The organism is Streptomyces sp. TAA040 (assembly GCF_000424845.1).
In genome coordinates, this window is record NZ_AUKR01000035.1 from 1 (window position 1) to 17,645 (window position 17,645).

Below are 17,645 nucleotides of genomic sequence, written 5' to 3' on the forward strand. Positions count from 1 at the left end.
CGCGTCGAGGCGGGCGAACAGGCGCCGCAACGTCGACTCGTCCACACCGCCGCGTTCAAGTCCCAGCCGGGCAAGCGCACCGCCGCCGGCATCACGGGCCCACTCCCCGATCGCGGTGAACCCCCGCGCTCCGGCCACCACGGCACACACGGCCACCGCGATCAGGGCACCCACCGGATGCCGCACACCGCGCCGTGGGCGCGGATCAGGTATCCGACCGAGCAGGTGGACGAGGAGTTCGTGATCCAGTACGGGCGTGCGAACAGGCGCGGGGATGAGAGACGATGGCATGGCGCGGGCGTGATCCCCTGGTCGGACGGTACGGCGTAGGAACCTCCATCCAACCGGACCGGAACACGCCCGCGCACCGCTACCCCGCCACAAAACCCCACGCCGCAGGGCTACACGACGACTTTGCCGGATCCCTGACCCCCTCCTTCTGTCGATATGCCGTAGCACCGAAAAGAGTTATGCCCTATGTCCCGTCGCCATATCGCGATGATCGGCAGCCCCATCGTCAGCCACGTCCTGCCCGGCATCGAGGTCATCCGTGAACTCGTCGTGCGCGGGCACCGGGTGACGTACGCCGACGCCCCGATCGTCGCCGACCAGATCACCGCCACCGGTGCCGAGTTCGTCCCCTGCACCACCACGCTCCCCGTCGCCGACAACAACTGGCCGCAGGACCCGATCTCGGCCATGACCCTTTTCCTCGACGACGCGGTGCAGGCGCTTCCGCAACTGCGGGCCTACTACGACCAGGACCCCGCCGACCTCTACCTGTACGACATCGGGTCCTACACGGGCCGCGCGCTCGCCGAGGCACAGGGCCGCCCGTTCGTCCAGCTCTCCCCGACCTTCGTAGCGTGGAAGGGCTACCAGGAGGAGGTCGGCGACCAGCTGATGAAGTTGCCGGGCGCCGACGCGTACCGGCAGAAGTTCTCCTCCTGGCTGGCCGAGTGCGGAGCGACCACACTGGACGTCGACGCGTTCAGCGGCATGCCCGCCCGGTCCATCGCGCTGATCACCAAGGCCATGCAGCCGAACGCCGACCGGGTGGACACCGACGTGGTGACCTTCGTCGGCCCCTGCCTCGGAGACCGCTCCGACCAGGGGAGCTGGACCCGCCCCGCCGACGCGGGGAAGGTGCTGCTGGTCTCCCTCGGCTCCGCCTACACCCAGCAGGCTGAGTTCTACCGCAGGTGCCTGGCGGCCTTCGGCGACCTGGACGGCTGGCACGTCGTCCTCCAGATCGGCAAGCACACCGACGCCGAGGAACTCGGCGACAGTCCCTCCAACGTCGAGGTGCACAACTGGGTGCCGCAGCTGGCGATCCTGGAGCAGGCCGACGCCTTCGTCACCCACGCCGGGATGGGCGGGAGCAGCGAGGGGCTCTACACCGGCGTACCGATGATCGCCGTGCCGCAGGGTGCCGAGCAGTTCGGCAACGCCGACCAGCTCGTCGCGCTCGGCGTGGCCCGGCGCATCGACACCGCCGACGCCACGGCCGAGGCACTGCGCGCGGCGCTCTTGGAGCTCACCGGCGACAGCCAGGTCCGCCGCCGCTCCGACGAGCTGCGCGCCGAGCTGCTGGCCGAGGGCGGGACCCGGCGGGCCGCCGACCTCATCGAGGCCGCCCTGCGCTGAGTCCGGCGGGCAGTCGCACGCGGCCGGTGGCCCCCGCGGGGGCCACCGGCCGCGTGCTCGGGAACGGGGAGGGCGGCCATGGGCAGAGTACGGATGGGCGTGCTGGGCTGTGCGGACATCGCCTGGCGGCGCATGCTGCCCGCGCTCGCCGCCCACCCCGCGGTGGAGGTGGTGGCCGTCGGGAGCCGGGACGGGGCCAAGGCGGCCGCGTTCGCCCAGCGGTTCGGCGGCGAACCGGTGACCGGGTACGAGGCCGTGCTCGGCCGGTCCGACGTGGACGCCGTCTACGTGCCGCTGCCGCCCGCGCTCAACGCCGACTGGACACGGCGCGCGCTGGAGGCGGACAAGCACGTCCTGTGCGAGAAACCGCTGACGGGCAGCGCACGGCAGGCGTCGGAGCTCTGGGACCTCGCCCGTGCCCGCGACCGCGCGCTGTTCGAGAACTACATGTTCCTGTGCCACCCCCAGCACCAGGTGGTCGACGATCTGCTCGCCGCCGGGCGGATCGGCCACCTCCGGTCCCTGACCGCCGAGTTCACCATCCCCGGCAAACCGTCCGACGACATCCGTCACTGCCGTGACCTGGACGGCGGCGCCCTCACCGGCGTCGGCGGCTATCCGCTGCGCACCGCGCTGCGCCACCTGGGGCCCGGTCTCGGCGTGGCCGGCGCGCACCTCAAGTCGGACCCGCGCACGGGCGTCAGGGTCTTTTGCAAGATCGGTTTCGTCCGGTTCGCCGGAGCGGGCTGGAAGTGGGGGGAGTGTCCCGCTTCGGACGGCGGTGGATGCAGTGCAGGCACGGTCTCGGTGATCATGTGAGTGTCTACGTCCCATGAACACTTGGCGAGTCCGTGCCTGCTCCTTCATCTTCCCTCATGCCCTCCGGCCTGGATCAACTGGCCCGGATCTCCGCCCCGGCGCCGTTGTCGGATGCGGTCGCCTTGTCCCGGTTTCTGGACCTGATGCCTGATCCGCGCGGCCTGCGCGGACGTCGATATCTTCTGTCCGCCCTGGTGGCAGCGGCGGCGGCGAGCGTGCTGGCCGGCGCTCGCTCCTTGACCGCGATCACCGAATGGATCACGGACGCGCCGCCGTGGGCCGGCCGGGCACTCGGCTTCCCCGTCGATCCACTGACCGGGACGGTGTCCGTTCCGCATCCCCAGACTCTGCGCCGACTGTTGGTCCAACTCGATGGCAACGCCCTCGATCAGGCGATCGGCGCCTACCTCACCGCACGCGCCACCCCCTCACCTACCGGACTGCGAGCGATCGCTGTCGACGGGAAAGTACTGCGCGGCTCGCGTACCGCCACCACCCCGGCCGTCGCCTTGCTGGCCGCGATGGACCACACCGGTAGCGTGCTCGCCCAGCGCCAGGTCGCCGACAAGAGCAACGAAATCCCCGCGTTCGCACCCCTGTTGAGCACGATCGATCTCACCTCCACGGTGATCACCGCCGACGCCCTGCACACCCAGCACGCCCACGGCACCTATCTCCACACCCGCGGCGCCCACTACCTTGCGGTCGTCAAGGCCAACCACCCCGGCTTGTTCGACCGCGTCCGACGCCTGCCCTGGACGCAGATCGACCTCGACCACTACGAGCGCACTCGCGCCCATCACCGCCAGGAAATCCGCCGGCTCAAGACCGCGGCCTTCGCTCACATCGACTACCCCGACGCGAAGCAGGCCCTCCAAGTCGTGCGCTGGCGACGAGATCTCAGCACCAGCAAGCTGACGATCGAACGGGTCTACCTGATCACCAGCCTGCCGCCCGGCGCGGCGACAGGACCCCAGCTCGCGGCCTGGATCAAGGGGCACTGGAAGATCGAAAATCTTCTCCACCACGTCCGCGACCGCACCTTCCGCGAGGACGACTCCAAGATCCGCACGGGCCACCTGCCCCGGATCATGGCCGGGCTCCGCAACCTCGCCATCGGCATCCACCGCCAGGACGGACAGACCAACATCGCAGCCGCCCTACGTCACACCGCCCGCGACATCCGCCGGCCCCTGACAGCCCTCGGCCTCACCGGATGAACCCGGACAGAACCCGATCTTGCAACGGACCCTGGCACGGGCGTCGACACCGGCGGGGCGGCGCTGCTCACGGCGCCCGACGGCGCGGTGGCACAGCTCGGGTTCGGCCTGGAGCACGCTTACCGCGGCCGGTACGAGCTCACGGGCTCGCGGGGCCGCGTCATCGTGCCCCGCGCCTACACCCCGCCCGCGGACCACACCGCGGTGATCCACCTCGAACACGACGGCTCACACGAGGAATTGCTCGTGCCTGCGCACGACCAGTTCCGCTCCGTGGTGACGGCCTTCGTCGAGGGCATCCGCTCGGGCGTCCCGTCCCCGCTCACGGGCGGGGCACTGGTCGAACAGGCCCGCCTGACCGAGGAGGTCCGCGCCGTCGCGCTGCGCGGGCAGTGAGGGCCGGGCCGGTCAGCCCGCCGCCCGGCGCCGTGCCAGAGCCGACACGACATCGTCGACGGCCCGGCGCACGGGCACATCGGGGCGCCAGCCCGTGACGTCCCGGAAGGCCGAGGAGTCGACGTCGAGGTCGCGGAGGTCGCCGGTCTCGGCGTAGTCGGGCGGCTCCACGGACAGCACCGGGACCGGTGGCCGTCCGGAGTGCACGGTCGCCGCGTCTGCGATGGTCCGGAACAGGTCGCCGAGCGTCACGACGTGCCCGCCCACCGCGCAGGCGCGGCCGTCGAGGGCCGCCGCGTGGTCGAGTGCGACGGTGAAGGCGCGGGCCGCGTCGCTCACGTCGAGGAACTCGCGCCGCACGGTGCCGTCGTGCCACATGGTGAGGGCCTCGCCGGACAGGGCCCGGCCGGCCATCGCGGGCGCCACCCCCCGCCTCGCTGCCGACGGTGGTGGGCAGGCGCAGCGCGATGCCACGGACGGCGCCCCGGGCCGCGGCGTCGAGCAGGTGCCGCTCCGCGGCGGCCTTCTGCCGGGCGTAGGAGCTGCGTTGGGGCCCGCCGTCCGCCACCTGGTCGGTGCTGGCCAGGAGCAGGATCGGGGGAGGGCCCCCGCCCGGCGCCGCCGCGCATCGCGCGATCACCTCACGCACCAGGCCCACGTTCACTTGCTCTGCCCGGGGGTCGGACGCGGCGGACCTCCACGAGCCCTGGCCCGTCATGTGCGCGACCAGGTGGATTCGGCGCCGCGGACCGCGTCGGCGACGGCGCCCTTCTCGGTGAGGTCGGCGCGCACCACCTCGGTCGCCGCCCGTTCGCCGCCCGGCCGCCGGCCGGTACGGCGAACGGGCCGCGCGCCACCGCGCGCAGCCGTATCCGACGGTGGGAGAGCTCGCGCAGCACGGCGGAACCGATGTACCCGGAGGCGCCCAGGACGACGACCAGCGGGCGGCGGGACGCGTTCCGCCCGGCGCCGGGGGATGGGGGAGCGGTCATGGCTGTTGCCTCTTCTCGCGGCGGTTCGTTGCTTTTCGTGAACGGGACGCCGCCCGCCCGCTCAAGGAGCACTCGTCCCCGGGTCCAGCGGGGACGGCGTCGCGTGTGCGGGGACCCTGCGGCGCGGCACAATCGGCCCCTGTCCGTCATGTGGTCCAGTCCCTGGGGGAGTTGTTCATGCGTGTGCTGATCGCGGCCTTCGCGCACACCTCGCATTTCCATGGCTTCGTGCCTCTCGCGGGCGCCTTGCGCGCCGCGGGGCACGACGTGCGGGTGGCCAGCCAGCCCGGTTTCGCGGACGCGATCACCAGGGCCGGGCTGACCGCCGTACCTGTGGGCGAGGACCACCGGCTGCTCGAGGCGATGCGGGAGAAGGGCGCGGAACTCCAGAAGTACTCCGCGGACATCGACTTGTCCCGGCCCGAAGGGTTCGACTGGGACTACCTGTTCAACCTGTACGACCTGTCCGTTCCCTACTTCTACTCGGTGATCAACGACGAGTCCTTCGTCCGGGACCTCGTCGGGTACGCCCGCCAGTGGCGGCCCGACCTGGTGCTGTGGGAGCCGTACACGTTCGCCGGGGCGGTCGCCGCCCGCGCGTGCGGCGCCGCCCACGCACGGGTGCTGAGCGCGAGCGACCTGAACGCGCACTTCCGCCACGAGTTCGTGCGGCGGCTCGCGCAGCGGCCCGCCGGGCAGCGCCCCGACCCGCTGCGCGAGTGGCTGTCCGCTGCCGCCGAGCGCCACGGGGTGCCGTACGACGAGGAGTTGGTGGTCGGCCAGTGGTCGGTCGACATGCTGCCCGAGCGGTTCCGGCTCGACCTGTCGCTGTCGACGGTGGGTATGCGGTACCTGCCCTACAACGGCCGGGCCGTGGTGCCACACTGGCTCAAGGAGGCCGCGCCGCGACGCCGGGTGTGCGTGACGACCGGCTCGACAGGGAGCAGCTTCACCGCCGACCCGGGCGTCTTCCACTCCTACCTCCGGGTACTCGCGGAGGTCGACGCCGAGCTCGTCGTCACCGCCGATGCCGCCGCTCTGGCCGGGATCGGCCCGCTCCCCGAGAACGTCCGGGTCGTCGACTTCGCCCCGATGGACGTGCTCCTGGAGGGCTGCTCCGCCGTCGTCCACCACGGTGGCAACGGCACCTGGTCGACGGCCCTGCACCACGGGGTGCCGCAGATCATGGTGCCGTACCTGTGGGACACCGTCCTGCGCGCGCAGCAGACGGCGGCCGGGGCGCGGGAGTGCACCTGAAGGAGGGCGAGGTGAGCGCCGAGGACCTCCGCGACAGCGTGGCCCGGGTGCTCGCCGACCCCTCGTTCCTCGACCGGGCCCGCGCGCTGCGCGAGGAGGCCCGTGCCGAGAACAGCCCCCAGGACGTGGTGTCCGCCCTGGAGGAACGGGTGGCCGCCCGCTGAGCCCGGCGCGGCGCGCTCACCCCGCGGTGTCCGCGCCCAGCAGGCCCCGGTGCGCCTCCCACCCGTCGGCGATGTCCTGCTCCATCTGGTTCAGGCGGGCGGTCACGGCCTGGGCGAAGCCGTCGAGGAAGTACTCGTCGCCGGGCCGCGGCTCGATGTGCGGATGCCGCTCGACGAACGCGTCGACCACCTCGTGCAGGCTCTTGGTCGGGGTGACGCGCCCGGCGATGTAGCGGTGCGCGCCCGCGAGGTCGGGGAACCCCGACTCGCGGTAGAGGTAGACATCGCCCAGCAGGTCGACCTGCACCGCGACCTGTGCGTGCGCGCCGCCCCGCATGGTCTGCGGGCTGATGCGCAGGAGCTTGGTGTCCACCCCGCTGCGCAGACTGTCCAGCGCGTAACCGAGATCGATGTGCAGCGCGGGCGTCCGCTCCCGCGCGTATGCGGTGAAGTCCCGCAGCGCGTCCCGCAGTTGGGTGCGCTCGGCGGGAGCGAGCAGGCCGTCCTCACGGCCGCTGTAGTCCTCGCGCACCGTCACGAAGTCCAGGGGGCGGTCGGGGGAGTTCTCGTTCAGGCCGGCCACGAAGTCCACGAGGTCCATGAGCCGGTCGGCCCGCCCCGGCAGGATGATGTAGTTGAGGCCGAGGCGCAGCGGGGCGCCGCGCTGCGCCCGCTGCGTCATGAACGCGGCCAGGTTGGCGCTGACCCGTCCGAAGGCGCGCGGTTTGGTCGTGGTGGCCTCGTACTCGGCGTCGTTCAGGCCGTACAGCGAGGTGCGGATCGCGTGCAGCGACCACAGCCCCGGCTGGCGCTCCAGCGTCCGGTCGGTGAGGGCGAAGGCGTTGGTGTAGAGCGTCATGTCCAGCCCGCGTCCGCCGCCGCGCGCCGCCAGTTCACCGAGTCCGGGGTTGGTGAGCGGTTCGAGCCCGCCGGAGCAGTACACCGTGGAGGGCTGGGTGGCGGGCACCTCGTCGATGACGGAGGCGAACATGGCGTTGCCCGCGTCCAGGGCGGAGGCGTCGTAGCGCGCACCGGTGACGCGTACGCAGAAGTGGCAGCGGAACATGCAGGTCGGACCGGGGTAGAGGCCGACGCTGTAGGGGAAGGCCGGGCGCCGGTGCACCACCCCGTCGAGCGCGCCCGTCCGTTCCAGCGACAGGATGGTGTTGGCCCAGTACTTCCCCTCCGGGCCCCGCTGGACGGCCGCGCCGAGTTCGGGGATGCGACGGAAGAGACCGAGCAGGGTCGCAAAGGCGGCGCGGTCCACGTCCAGCTGATGACGGGCCTGCTCCAGGGTGGTGAACGGCTGGGAGCCGTACCGCACGGCCAGGTCGACGAGGTGCCCGGCCCTCTCCCGGGCCCCCTCGCCGGTGTCGCCGAGGAGTGCAAGGCGGGTGCGCAGGGCGCAGATCGCGGCGGCGCGGTCCCCGCCGGGACGTGCCACGTCTTCGACCGCCTGCGCGGGCGTGATCGCCTGGGCGCTGTTCACGAGAACTGTTACCTCCGGGTCGGGCTTCGGACCGATGGTGCTCATGCGGGCACTGCCTGCGCCCACATCGCCTCGATCTGCTCGCCGCGCTCCGCGGCGAGCCGGATGATGCTGCACACCCGACGGATGTCCTCGAAGGACACCGAAGGACCGGTGGGCAGCGCGAGCACCCGCTCGGACAGGCGCTCGGTGTGTTCGAGCCGGAGCGGAGAACCGCTGACCCGGTGGGAGCAGTACGGCGACACGGGGCGGCCCACCCTGCTGCTCCCGCCGCTCAACTGTGACCAGCGGGCGTGGACCCAGCAGATCCCGGCGCTGCTCAAGGAAGGACGCCAGGTCTACGTCCCGGAGTATCCGGGGCACAAGGACATCCCCTTCGACGAGGAGAGCTTCTCCTTCGAGGCGCTCGCGGGCGAGGTGGCCGAGTTCCTGCGGGACACCGTGGGCGGCCCGGCAGACTTCGTCGGCTGTTCCCTGGGCGGCTGCGTGTCGACCCTGGCCGCCCTGCGGCACCCGGAGAGCGTCGGCTCGCTGACCCTCGTCAGCTGCGCGCCGCGCTACGGCGAGGACGCCTTCGAGCGGACCCTCGACCTGCGGGAGGAACTGCGTGTGCACGGGGGCCTGCTGGAAGCGGTGTTCGGCGCGGGCGGCGACCTGGCCGAGCGGTTCAGCACCCAGGCCTCCATGGACATTCTGCGCTGCTACTACGCGGCCCTGACGGAGTTCGACGTCGTCGACCGGCTCGCGGACATCACCACGGACTGCGTGGTGGTCCGCGGACTGGGCGACTGCGTCCTGGACGAGGAAGCGGTCGCCCAGTACGCCAAGGTCCCCGGGGTGCGGGTGCGCGAGTTCGGGGACCACGGGCACTACGTGCCGCTCACCGCGGCGCGGGACTTCAACAAGACGCTGACGGAGCTCTGGGCCGAGCGCGACTGACGCGCGCGACGCGGTGAGGCAGCCGTACGACTGCCTCACCCATCACTTCACGACTTCACGACTCCACCACTCCTCACGAAACGGATCGGTTGCGGGACATGCTGGTAAGCGCGGACAAGGCCTCGGTCGTTCTCTTCGACATGCAGTTGGAGCTCGTCCCACTGCTGATCGAGGGCACCCAACTACTGCACAAGACCTGCTGGACGGCGGAGGTGGCACGGGAGTTCGACCTCCCGGTGCTGCTCACCGAGCACAAGAAGCTGGGCGGGCTCTCCCTGTCGCTGCACGAGGCGGCGGAGGGCGCGACCCGGCTGGAGAAGGAGCACTTCGACCTGCTGCGCGAGCAGCCCATCGCCGAGTACGTGGCGGCCTCCGCCCGGGACCAGTACGTGCTGGCCGGCGCGGAGACCCACATCGTCATCCTCCAGTCGGCGCTGAGCCTGCTGGAGCAGGGCGAGACGGTGTTCGTGCTGGCCGACACCGTCTCGGCCCGCAACCAGGCGGACCAGGAGCTGGGCCTGGACCGCCTGCGCCGGCTCGGGGTGCATCTGATCACGCGGGAGACGTTCTTCTTCGAGCTGATCCGCAACTCCGAGGACACCCGCTACCTCGACCTGGCCAAGAAGTACCTGGACGGCCGCTACATCCGCTAGGGCCGCACCAGCCGCCCGTCGGACAGCTCCAGGAGCCGGTCGCGGTGGCGCTCGCGCAGGGCCCGGTCGTGGGTGACGGTGACGACCGGGCCCCTGAAGCGCTCCACCGCCTCCAGCAGCTGCTCGACCAGTACCAGACTGAGGTGGTTGGTGGGCTCGTCGAGCAGCAGCAGATGCGGCCGCCGGGCGAAGAGCAGCGCGAGGTCCAGGCGCCGCCACTGGCCGATGGAGAGCCGGTTCGCGGGAGTGCCGTAGTCCTCGGGGCCGAACAGACCGAACCGGGTCAACTCGGCCGCTGCGTCCTCGACATGGACCACGCGCCGCGCGGCGAACGCGTCGAGGAGAGCACGCTGCTCCGCCCCGAAGTCGCTGTCCTGCGGCAGATAGCCGATGCGCAGCCCCGGCGCCCGCCGCACCTCGCCGGCGTCCGGGGCCCGCTCGCCCACCAGCACCGACAGCAACGTCGACTTGCCCGCGCCGTTCGGACCGCTGATCACGTACCGGCTGCCGGTGGCCAGTTCCAGGTGCACCTCCCGCAGCACCTGCCCGACGGTCAGGCCGGTGCCCCGCAGCAGGACGCCGTCGGCCGGCTCCACGACCTCGTCGGCCGCCTCCGCGTCCTGCGGGGGAGCGAAGTCGAGAGGCTCCGGCGGCCGCGGCACCGCCTCGTCGAGCAGCCGTCGCAGATGCATCTGGGCGGCGCGTCCCGTCCGGGCGACGGCCCGTTCGGCGCCGCTGCCCGCGGCGTCGTAGGACAACTTGTCGTTGTCGGCCCTGCCGCTGTAGACGCGCCCGCTCGTGGCGGCCCGGTGCACACGCCGCCGGGCCTCGGCCAGCTCCTTGCTCCACTCGCGGTACCGCTGCCACCAGTGCTCTCGCGCCGCGGCGCGCTCGGCGAGGTAGTCGCGGTAGCCGCCGCCGTAGCGGACGGTGGCACCGCGGGGGCCGTCCAGGTCGACGATGGCGGTGACGGCCGCATCCAGCAGAGCCCGATCGTGCGAGGCGATCAGACACGGGCCCTGGTATGCGGCGAGCCACTGGACGAGCCAGCCCACCGCCCGGTCGTCGAGGTGGTTGGTGGGCTCGTCGAGCAGCAGCCCGGCCGGCTCGTCGAGAACCAGCGCGGCCAGGGCGAGACGGGCCCGCTCACCCCCCGACAGGGTCCGCAGGCCGCGGGTCCGGTCGAGCCCGGACAGGCCGAAGACGTCCAGCACCTCGCCGACGCGGGCGCCGAGCTCCCAGCCGCCGCGCCGGTCGAACTCCTCCTGGAGACGGCCGTACTCCTCCATGACCGCGTCGAGATCGCCCTGGTCGCTCGACATGCGCTCCTCCGCGGCACGCATCCGCTGGGACAGTTCCTCGAACTGCGCGGTCGCCTGTGCCAGCACGTCCTCGATGGTGAAACCGGCCGGGAAGTCCGGCTGTTGGGGCAGGAACCCCACCCGGCCCGTCACCGCGCGCAGCACCTCGCCGCGCTGCGGCGTGAGCTCGCCGGCGAAGGCGCGCAGCAGGGTGGACTTGCCCCGGCCGTTCTCACCGATCAAGCCCACCCGCTCGCCGTGGGAGACCTTGAGCGAGACGTCGCGCAGCACCACGCGGTCGCCCAGCACGCAGTGCAGGTTCTCGGCGAGCAGGTGCGCGGAACGGTGGTCGGCGGACACGATGTCCTGCCCGCCGGGCAGGTGTGAGGAGGCATCACTCATCGTCGGGAGCCCCCGTCTCCTGAAGGCGGCCGTCGGACATCCGCAGCCAGCGGTCCACCCCGATCTCCTTGACGAACCGCGCGTCGTGGCTGACCACGACGAACGCGCCCTCGTAGGAGTTGAGGGCCCCCTCCAACTGCTCGACGCTGTCGAGGTCGAGATTGTTGGTCGGCTCGTCGAGGAGCAGCAGCTGCGGCGCCGGTTCGGCACCCAGGACACACGCCAGGGTGGCGCGCAGCCTCTCGCCTCCCGACAGGGTCCCGACCGGCAGATGCGCCGCGGCCCCGCGGAAGAGGAAGCGGGCCAGCAGGTTCAACCGCTCCGCCTCGGGCTTGTGCGGCGCGTAGTCGGCCAGGCACTGGGCGACGGTGCGGTCCAGCGGCAGCGTGTCGAGGCGCTGGGAGAGATAGGCGACACGCCCCTCCGCCCGTTTGAACGCCCCGTGTTCCGCCTCGAGTTCACCACTGATCACACGCAGCAGGGTGGACTTGCCGACGCCGTTGCGGCCGGTCAGCGCGATCCGCTCGGGCCCCCGGATGGTGAGGTCGACACCCTTGCCCCTGAAGAGCTCCCGCTCTCCGTACCGGACATGGATGCCCTCGCCGAGGAAGACCGTACGTCCCGCCGGCACATTGGTGTCGGGCAGTTCCAGGGTGATCCTGCGGTCGTCACGCAGCATCCGGCTCGCCTCGTCCAGCCGGTTCTTGGCGTCGGCGAGACGCTGGCCGTGCGTGTCGTTGGACTTGGCCGCCGACTCCTGGGCGCGCCGCTTGAGCGTACCCGCGGCCATCTTGGAGATGCTGCCCTTCGCGGCTGCCCGAGCTCCGACACCGGCCCGGCGCTGCGCCCGTTCACGGGCCTGCTGCATCTCCCGCTTCTCCCGCTTGACCTGCTGCTCGGCGGTACGGATGTTCTTCTCGGCGGTCTCCTGCTCGGCGCGCACCGCCTCTTCGTAGTCGGTGTAGTTGCCGCCGTACATCCGCATCCCACCCGAGTCGAGCTCGGCGATGGAGCCCATGCGGTCGAGCAGCTCGCGGTCGTGACTGACCACCAGCAGACAGCCGTTCCAACTCTCCAGCACCTGGTAGAGCCGGTGGCGGGCGTCCAGGTCGAGGTTGTTGGTCGGTTCATCGAGCAGGAGGACATCGGGCTGCTTGATCAGCTGGGTCGCAAGGCCCAGGGAGATGACCTGGCCGCCGCTGAGGGCGTGCAGCCGCTGGCTCAGTGGGACGTCGTCGAGCCCCAGGCGGTCGAGCTGGGCACGGCTGCGTTCCTCGATGTCCCAGTCGTCGCCGACCGTGGCGAAGTGCTCCTCGGCCACGTCCCCGGACGCGATAGCGTCCAGCGCCTCGATCACCGGGGCGATGCCGAGCACCTCGGCCACGGTCAGGTCGCCGGTCAGGGGCAGCGTCTGGGGGAGGTAACCGAGCAGGCCCTTGACCGTCACGGATCCGCGGCTCGGGCTCAGTTCGCCCGTGATCAGTTTGAGCAGGGTGGACTTGCCCGCACCGTTCGGTGCGACCAGCCCGGTGTGGCCGTCGCCCACGGTCCAGGACAGGTCCTGGAACACCGGGGAGCCGTCGGGCCAGGAGAAGGAGAGATTCGAGCAGACGATGCTGGCGTCGGACATAAGCGCATGCCTCGCAGATGATGCGGGCGCACCAGAGCGCGCCCAGAGGGGTGTGGTGGTCAGAGCACGTGAGAGCGGGCCACACGGCCGCACACACTCAGTGCGCAGCGGTGGCAGTCGACATCCGGGTATCACCCGGTGATGTCGTCGTCACCCGCGATCACGACGGCTACCTCTCCTTCGGGTTACACCATCAGCGCTTCACGCTACCAGAAGGGGAAGTCGCCGCCAGTTGAATCGAGTCACGGACCAACTGCTGCCGGGGACGAGGACATACGTACTCCTCTGCCGCTTGACAAATACTTGAGCGGAACTCGAGCTCCTGGCATTGCCGTCAGGCTAACTGATCACGCCGGAACGTCTCACCCAACGATGTCAGGGAGGGGGAGCCCACAGCTATGTGGGATCAGCTCGGCTGCGCATGCTGGGGCCCTACCTGCTGGTCAATGCGATGAAGAACGTCTTCAGCGGCGTCGACCGCCAGCACACTCTCAACCGGCATCTGGGCTCGCACAAGGCTTCCGCTGATTCTTACCGCAGAGAGTTCGCCTTCGCAGCGCTACTCAACACCCAGGCGCTGCTGCGCCTGGTGGATCGTTACTTGTACGCCTGACCGTCTGCCGTGCCCGCACACCCGCTGGTCGATGCCAGGAGCCACCGGTGGGCAAGATCACGTGGCAAACAAGAGAAGCGGCCCTGCCGCCCGGATCGAGGTCCGGGACGACGGGGCCGCATCGTGTGTTTTCAGGTGCTCAGGTCGATGTCGGTCGGTAGGTCGCGCCCGGCAAAGGCGTGGGTGAGGAGTCGGTACGGGGCGGTCCACACGCCGTGGATGCGGGTGCTGACGCAGTGGAGTGTGCCAGTGAGGTCGGTCTCGGTGTCGGGGTGGATGAGGACCAGAGCGACGGGGTCGGCTTCTGGCTGCTGCTCGGGGAGAGGGCGGCCGCACTCCAGGCCACGTTCGCTGATCCGTACGGCGACGTCGCCGTACGGTTCCAAGGCGTCGGCCTTTGGCGAGCGGCGAGCATGGCGGCGAACTCTGCGACGGCCTTGTGGTCGCCGGGCGCAGAGGACCGGCCCCGTGTCCGCAGCGTCGGAAGCCGGCGGTCATGAGCGCGGTCCCCGGCGGCGCAGCCACGTCGCGATTCGGTAGGCGGAGCGAGGCGTGCTTCTCGCTCTCCTTGATGGCGTCGGCCAGCAGTACCTCCAGCTTGCTCATCTGCTCTTCGGCGAACCACTGGGGCTGGTAGTCGTCGCCGTGGCAGACCGGGCAGATGTGGTCGTGGCCGGCGAACTCGTACGCCGGCGATCTCAGCAGCCCAGCGCACCGGCAGCCGCGCCAGCTTCGCGGGGATCGCGAAGGCGGCTGGCGTGTCGAGATCGTGGCTCTACACCCAGCCCGACCTCGTAGCCGCCATCCGGCAGATGCAGGGCCGGCAGCCCGCCAGCGAGCGGGCCGGCTCACAGCCAGCGTCAGTCGCATCAGTCCAGCGACGGCTGGAGACCGCACTCGCACGGATCAAGCAGCTGCGAGCGGAGAACAGCGACCTGGCCAGACGCCTGGAGACCGCATACGGCGAGATTCGCAGGCTCGGCAGCCAGCAGCCCGTGGACCCGGCCTTGGATGCAGCAGGTACTGACAAAGGCAGTTCACAAACGGACTGACCCGCGGAGCAGAAAGCGGTAGGGATCGCGTCCTCGCTTGAGAGCATTCCGGCTGTCTCCGATTCAGTCCCGTATGTCTCATACCGCGAGCGTCAGTTGGTCGTCTTGGCGAAGAGCGATCGCCGCACGGCGAGCACCTCGCCGTGCGGCCGACCCAACCGCCTGGCTCCACCAGTTCAAGCGGCTCCCCATCCGCTACGAGAAGGGCGAGGGAGGAAGGACCCCGTTCCTCCATCCCAGGATGCTTTCCCAGCAGGCAATCAGGCGCACGGCGGAGTCGTGCCAGGAGCCAGGCGCATAGCCGCGGGCACGTGCGGGAACCGTGCCGTCGAGCAGGCCTGTCACCAGCGAGCCGGGCATCCCGGCACGGCCCGGAGAGTAAAGGTGGGCGTGCCCGGCTGTGGTCTCCCGCAGCGCAGGCAGATCCGGTGCGACGACCTCACAGCCGCAGGCCAGCGCTTCCTGCGACGGCAGGTGGCTTCCCTCGCCCACGGAGGCCGACAGGCATGCGGTGGCCCCCGTGTACAAGGCGGCCAGGTCATCGTCATCCACGCGTCCCACGAACAGTACGAAGTCGACGGCGTCGAGCGTTTCCACCACCCGGCGCGTCTCTTCGTCGCGTTCGGCGTGCCCACCGACCACGACGAACCGCGTGTCCGGCGGCAAAGCCGGGCGCGCCCCGACGAGTTCCCGGATCAGCCAGGGCAGCCGTTTGCCACGGTGAGCCAGCCCGACGTAAAGCACGTATGGGCCGACCAACCGGTGCGCGGTCCGTGCCGCGTCGATCTCTTCTCGGCCACGCGGTCTGAACACGTCGGTGTCCACCGCACCTGGGACGACGGTGGATCCACCGGGCGGTGGCACCAGTTCGGCCATCTCGCGAGCGGTGGCCTCGGAGACCGTGACAACATGGCTCGCGGAACGGACCAGCCTTCGGGTGAGCACCGCGAAACCGCGCGCGAAGACACCGCAGGAGGGGTCCAGTTCGGCTGGGGCGGCCTGCGCGGACGGACCGCGGTCCGGGTCGAGTACCTCGCTCCACAGGTCGTGCAGGCACTGCTTGCCGTACGTCTTCACGAAGTCCTCATCCGAGGCGGTGAGGCAGGGAAAGCGCCACCGCAGCAAGTCGTGGATGGTGAGCACGTAGGGGATGGGGCAAGCCAGGTCCACCACGTAGTGGGTGCTGTGATAGAGGTCGACACGACGCCTCGTCAGCAGACTGCGAAGGACCGCCGAGTCGCGCAGAAAGCCGGTGTCGCCCGGAATGCCGACGATCTCGTGCGTGTCGGCGCACTCCTGCCCGACGAGCAGATCGTGCGTCGCCGCCTGTGCACCATCCCGGACGACGACGAGCAGGCGGAACCCGGCAGCGCGGGCGGGCGCGGCCACGGCGGCCAGCAGCGACCTGCCGTAGCGGGCGACTCCGGTGTCATGGGTGCTCCTGAGATCCATCGCGACGAGCGGCACGCCCGGTCCTTCCCCTCGGCGCTTCCACGAAGGACACGCATCACCCTGACTGGTGCCCTTTCGACTTGTACGACCGCACTCCCCCTTGGTGCACTTCGGCGTAACAGCGCAGGATCCGCCGCGCGTGCGTGTCCCACCGGTACCGCGCCGCCCACGCAGTTCGTTGCTGTTGTGCGGCCGCGCCCGAGGGCCGCCTGCCGAGGAGCGCATCAATGGCCTGGGGGAGCTGCGATGTGTCTCCCGGAGGGACGAACGTGCCGTGCAGGCCCAGGGTTTCCCGCAGCACCGGCAGGTCGGAAACGATCACCGGACAGCCGGTTGCGAGGGCCTCCAGAGGAGTGAATCCGAAACCTTCGTGATGGGACAGATGCAGCAGCCCGGCGGCTTGTGCGTAGAGCGAGCCGAGCAGTTCGTCTCCCACCTCGCCCAGACACACCGCATGCCGTCCGGCGGCGGCGGTCGCCCAGGCTGCCGCCGGACGGCCGGCGCCGAAGTCGCGTCCCACGAACACGAGAGGAATGTCGCGTCGTGGAGCCGAGGAATGCAGGTATCCGCGCATGGTGGTTGACAGCCCCTTGTGCGCGCGGTTCTGGCCGACGTAGAGCAGGTAGCCAGCGGAACGCAACGGCGCAGGCAGCGGGGGCGGTGGTCCAGGCAGCCGCAGGTGATCGGTTCCGGGAGGCGCAACGATGGTGTCCGTGTCGCGCCCCAGCGCCTCGTCGAGGTGGTCGGCCACGGTCCGAGTGGGGACGACGATCCGGGCAGCCCTCTCAGCCGCAAGCCACAGCATCCGGCCGTAGAACTCCTCATGCAGGGAGCGGGGTCTGCGCGTTGCACCGGGCGGCCACCTCGTCGTGATCCGCAGCTTCTCGACGGACGCGGAGAGCCCCGCAAGAGCGTTTCCACCGTAGCGGTGGGCGAAGACGCCGTCCGGGTAGCAATACTGGGGAGCGCGTAGCCGCAGCACGTCGTGCACGGTCACCAGCATCGGCACCGGTGCCGGTTCGAGCGGGACCCGGTAGTCCGGCAGGTGAAGCAGTTCGGCGCGGTGGTGGCGCACAGAGTCCACGAGGTTCGCACCTTCCGCCGTCGTGTACCGGGGCGCGGACGCGGGGACTGTGCACAGCTCCAGGCCTTCGCCCCCGACACGGCGCAGGGCAACGGTCAGACATGTCGTGTAACGCCCGATCCCGTCGGCACCGGCGATCTGTCCGTCCACCAGCACTCGGAGCATTCTCCACCTCCGCGCCGCGCGCAATGCAGTCGCCGATACCCCGTTGCGGGGCCCGGGCGGCCTTCTAACACTGCCCGCCGCACGACGTGCTATGCCATCTCCGGATCGGCTGCAGGGGACAAATACGGGCTCTCCTGCCGTATGTGTGGGTCACTCTGTGGCGGGTTGGCGGCCGGGGAGGGGGGGGTTGTCACCGGCGAGGGGGAGCATGACGAGGGCGATGATGGCGTCTGCGGTGTGGAAGCCGAAGCCGCGGCGGATGATCAGGCGGGTCTTGGTGTTCGTGGACTCGATCAGGCCGTTGCTCATGCCGGTGGTCAAGGCGGCACGGATGGCGTCGTGGTGGCGGCGGATGCGGCGTTGGAGGTCG

At 70.7% G+C, this 17,645-nt stretch carries 18 protein-coding genes and 1 pseudogene; 10 read left to right on the forward strand and 9 right to left on the reverse strand.

The window, feature by feature from the left end; translation table 11 throughout:
- Nucleotides 1-291, reverse strand: a 291-nt coding sequence (locus tag H300_RS30615) for a transposase family protein (RefSeq protein WP_486583971.1), incomplete at its 3' end; no start/stop codon positions are given.
- Nucleotides 292-477: 186 nt separating this feature from the next.
- On the opposite strand from H300_RS30615, the gene H300_RS0120530 reads away from it, so the two are divergent.
- The 4 genes from H300_RS0120530 to H300_RS0120545 all read left to right on the forward strand — a co-directional run bounded on the left by H300_RS0120530 (nt 478) and on the right by H300_RS0120545 (nt 4,082).
- Nucleotides 478-1,647 carry a macrolide family glycosyltransferase gene (locus tag H300_RS0120530; RefSeq protein WP_028428900.1) on the forward strand — a complete coding sequence of 390 codons (1,170 nt, stop codon included), beginning with the start codon at nt 478-480 and terminating at the stop codon, nt 1,645-1,647.
- Nucleotides 1,648-1,725: 78 nt separating this feature from the next.
- Nucleotides 1,726-2,466 carry a Gfo/Idh/MocA family protein gene (locus H300_RS28260; protein ID WP_078516182.1) on the forward strand — a complete coding sequence of 247 codons (741 nt, stop codon included), beginning with the start codon at nt 1,726-1,728 and terminating at the stop codon, nt 2,464-2,466.
- A 56-nt stretch (nt 2,467-2,522) separates the two neighbouring features.
- Nucleotides 2,523-3,686 carry an ISAs1 family transposase gene (locus tag H300_RS0120540; protein WP_051270253.1) on the forward strand — a complete coding sequence of 388 codons (1,164 nt, stop codon included), beginning with the start codon at nt 2,523-2,525 and terminating at the stop codon, nt 3,684-3,686.
- Nucleotides 3,687-3,773: 87 nt separating this feature from the next.
- On the forward strand, nt 3,774-4,082 hold the full coding sequence (locus tag H300_RS0120545; RefSeq protein WP_028428902.1) for a hypothetical protein: 309 nt from the start codon (nt 3,774-3,776) through the stop codon (nt 4,080-4,082).
- Between the two features lie 12 nt (nt 4,083-4,094).
- Here the strand turns inward: H300_RS0120545 and H300_RS30620 are convergent.
- Nucleotides 4,095-4,800: pseudogene (locus H300_RS30620) on the reverse strand (NAD-dependent epimerase/dehydratase family protein).
- A 451-nt stretch (nt 4,801-5,251) separates the two neighbouring features.
- Between H300_RS30620 and H300_RS28270 the strand changes: the two are divergent.
- Both H300_RS28270 and H300_RS32675 read left to right on the forward strand, forming a co-directional pair.
- The gene (locus tag H300_RS28270) at nt 5,252-6,331 is read left to right on the forward strand and encodes an activator-dependent family glycosyltransferase (RefSeq protein ID WP_486583972.1); all 1,080 of its coding nucleotides are present in this window, start codon (nt 5,252-5,254) and stop codon (nt 6,329-6,331) included.
- Between the two features lie 11 nt (nt 6,332-6,342).
- Complete coding sequence (locus tag H300_RS32675; RefSeq protein WP_486583973.1) at nt 6,343-6,495, forward strand: hypothetical protein; 153 nt, start codon at nt 6,343-6,345, stop codon at nt 6,493-6,495.
- A gap of 16 nt (nt 6,496-6,511) precedes the next feature.
- Here H300_RS32675 and desII read toward each other — a convergent pair whose 3' ends face one another.
- Nucleotides 6,512-8,029: a dTDP-4-amino-4,6-dideoxy-D-glucose ammonia-lyase gene (gene desII / locus H300_RS0120560; RefSeq protein WP_199779223.1), complete on the reverse strand. Its 1,518-nt coding sequence runs from the start codon at nt 8,027-8,029 to the stop codon at nt 6,512-6,514.
- An 81-nt stretch (nt 8,030-8,110) separates the two neighbouring features.
- Between desII and H300_RS0120570 the strand changes: the two genes are divergently transcribed.
- Both H300_RS0120570 and H300_RS0120575 read left to right on the forward strand, forming a co-directional pair.
- A complete protein-coding gene (locus H300_RS0120570; RefSeq protein WP_199779224.1) occupies nt 8,111-8,923 on the forward strand; it encodes an alpha/beta fold hydrolase in 813 nt (270 codons plus the stop codon).
- Nucleotides 8,924-9,021: 98 nt separating this feature from the next.
- The gene (locus H300_RS0120575; protein WP_028428905.1) at nt 9,022-9,576 is read left to right on the forward strand and encodes an isochorismatase family protein; all 555 of its coding nucleotides are present in this window, start codon (nt 9,022-9,024) and stop codon (nt 9,574-9,576) included.
- On the opposite strand, the gene H300_RS0120580 is transcribed toward H300_RS0120575, so the two are convergent.
- Nucleotides 9,573-11,279: an ABC-F family ATP-binding cassette domain-containing protein gene (locus H300_RS0120580; protein WP_051270255.1), complete on the reverse strand. Its 1,707-nt coding sequence runs from the start codon at nt 11,277-11,279 to the stop codon at nt 9,573-9,575. The genes H300_RS0120575 and H300_RS0120580 overlap by 4 nt on opposite strands.
- Nucleotides 11,272-12,909: a ribosomal protection-like ABC-F family protein gene (gene abc-f / locus H300_RS0120585; protein ID WP_028428907.1), complete on the reverse strand. Its 1,638-nt coding sequence runs from the start codon at nt 12,907-12,909 to the stop codon at nt 11,272-11,274. The genes H300_RS0120580 and abc-f overlap by 8 nt, the downstream gene beginning before the upstream one ends.
- 421 nt (nt 12,910-13,330) lie before the next feature.
- Between abc-f and H300_RS0120590 the strand changes: the two genes are divergently transcribed.
- Nucleotides 13,331-13,522 (forward strand): hypothetical protein, encoded by a 192-nt coding sequence (locus H300_RS0120590; RefSeq protein WP_028428908.1) that lies wholly within the window; start codon nt 13,331-13,333, stop codon nt 13,520-13,522.
- 131 nt (nt 13,523-13,653) lie between these two features.
- Here H300_RS0120590 and H300_RS0120595 read toward each other — a convergent pair whose 3' ends face one another.
- Complete coding sequence (locus H300_RS0120595; RefSeq protein ID WP_028428909.1) at nt 13,654-13,908, reverse strand: hypothetical protein; 255 nt, start codon at nt 13,906-13,908, stop codon at nt 13,654-13,656.
- A 372-nt stretch (nt 13,909-14,280) separates the two neighbouring features.
- Here H300_RS0120595 and H300_RS30625 point away from each other — a divergent pair, with 372 nt between their 5' ends.
- A complete protein-coding gene (locus H300_RS30625) occupies nt 14,281-14,574 on the forward strand; it encodes a hypothetical protein (RefSeq protein ID WP_199779225.1) in 294 nt (97 codons plus the stop codon).
- Between the two features lie 195 nt (nt 14,575-14,769).
- Here H300_RS30625 and H300_RS0120600 read toward each other — a convergent pair whose 3' ends face one another.
- The 3 genes from H300_RS0120600 to H300_RS0120610 all read right to left on the reverse strand — a co-directional run.
- The gene (locus H300_RS0120600; protein WP_028428910.1) at nt 14,770-16,041 is read right to left on the reverse strand and encodes a glycosyltransferase; all 1,272 of its coding nucleotides are present in this window, start codon (nt 16,039-16,041) and stop codon (nt 14,770-14,772) included.
- 40 nt (nt 16,042-16,081) lie between these two features.
- A complete protein-coding gene (locus tag H300_RS29535) occupies nt 16,082-17,266 on the reverse strand; it encodes a glycosyltransferase (RefSeq protein ID WP_158678414.1) in 1,185 nt (394 codons plus the stop codon).
- 159 nt (nt 17,267-17,425) lie between these two features.
- Nucleotides 17,426-17,645: transposase (locus tag H300_RS0120610; protein ID WP_028428912.1), on the reverse strand; the 220-nt coding region annotated here is incomplete at its 5' end.

Coding starts and splice junctions, on each gene's coding strand:
- H300_RS0120530 (WP_028428900.1), top strand. CDS start 478: ATGTCCCGTCGCCATATCGCGATGATCGGCAGCCCCATCGTCAGCCAC.
- H300_RS28260 (WP_078516182.1), top strand. CDS start 1,726: ATGGGCAGAGTACGGATGGGCGTGCTGGGCTGTGCGGACATCGCCTGG.
- H300_RS0120540 (WP_051270253.1), top strand. CDS start 2,523: ATGCCCTCCGGCCTGGATCAACTGGCCCGGATCTCCGCCCCGGCGCCG.
- H300_RS28270 (WP_486583972.1), top strand. CDS start 5,252: ATGCGTGTGCTGATCGCGGCCTTCGCGCACACCTCGCATTTCCATGGC.
- desII (WP_199779223.1), bottom strand. CDS start 8,029: ATGAGCACCATCGGTCCGAAGCCCGACCCGGAGGTAACAGTTCTCGTG.
- H300_RS0120570 (WP_199779224.1), top strand. CDS start 8,111: ATGTCCTCGAAGGACACCGAAGGACCGGTGGGCAGCGCGAGCACCCGC.
- H300_RS0120575 (WP_028428905.1), top strand. CDS start 9,022: ATGCTGGTAAGCGCGGACAAGGCCTCGGTCGTTCTCTTCGACATGCAG.
- H300_RS0120580 (WP_051270255.1), bottom strand. CDS start 11,279: ATGAGTGATGCCTCCTCACACCTGCCCGGCGGGCAGGACATCGTGTCC.
- abc-f (WP_028428907.1), bottom strand. CDS start 12,909: ATGTCCGACGCCAGCATCGTCTGCTCGAATCTCTCCTTCTCCTGGCCC.
- H300_RS0120590 (WP_028428908.1), top strand. CDS start 13,331: ATGCTGGGGCCCTACCTGCTGGTCAATGCGATGAAGAACGTCTTCAGC.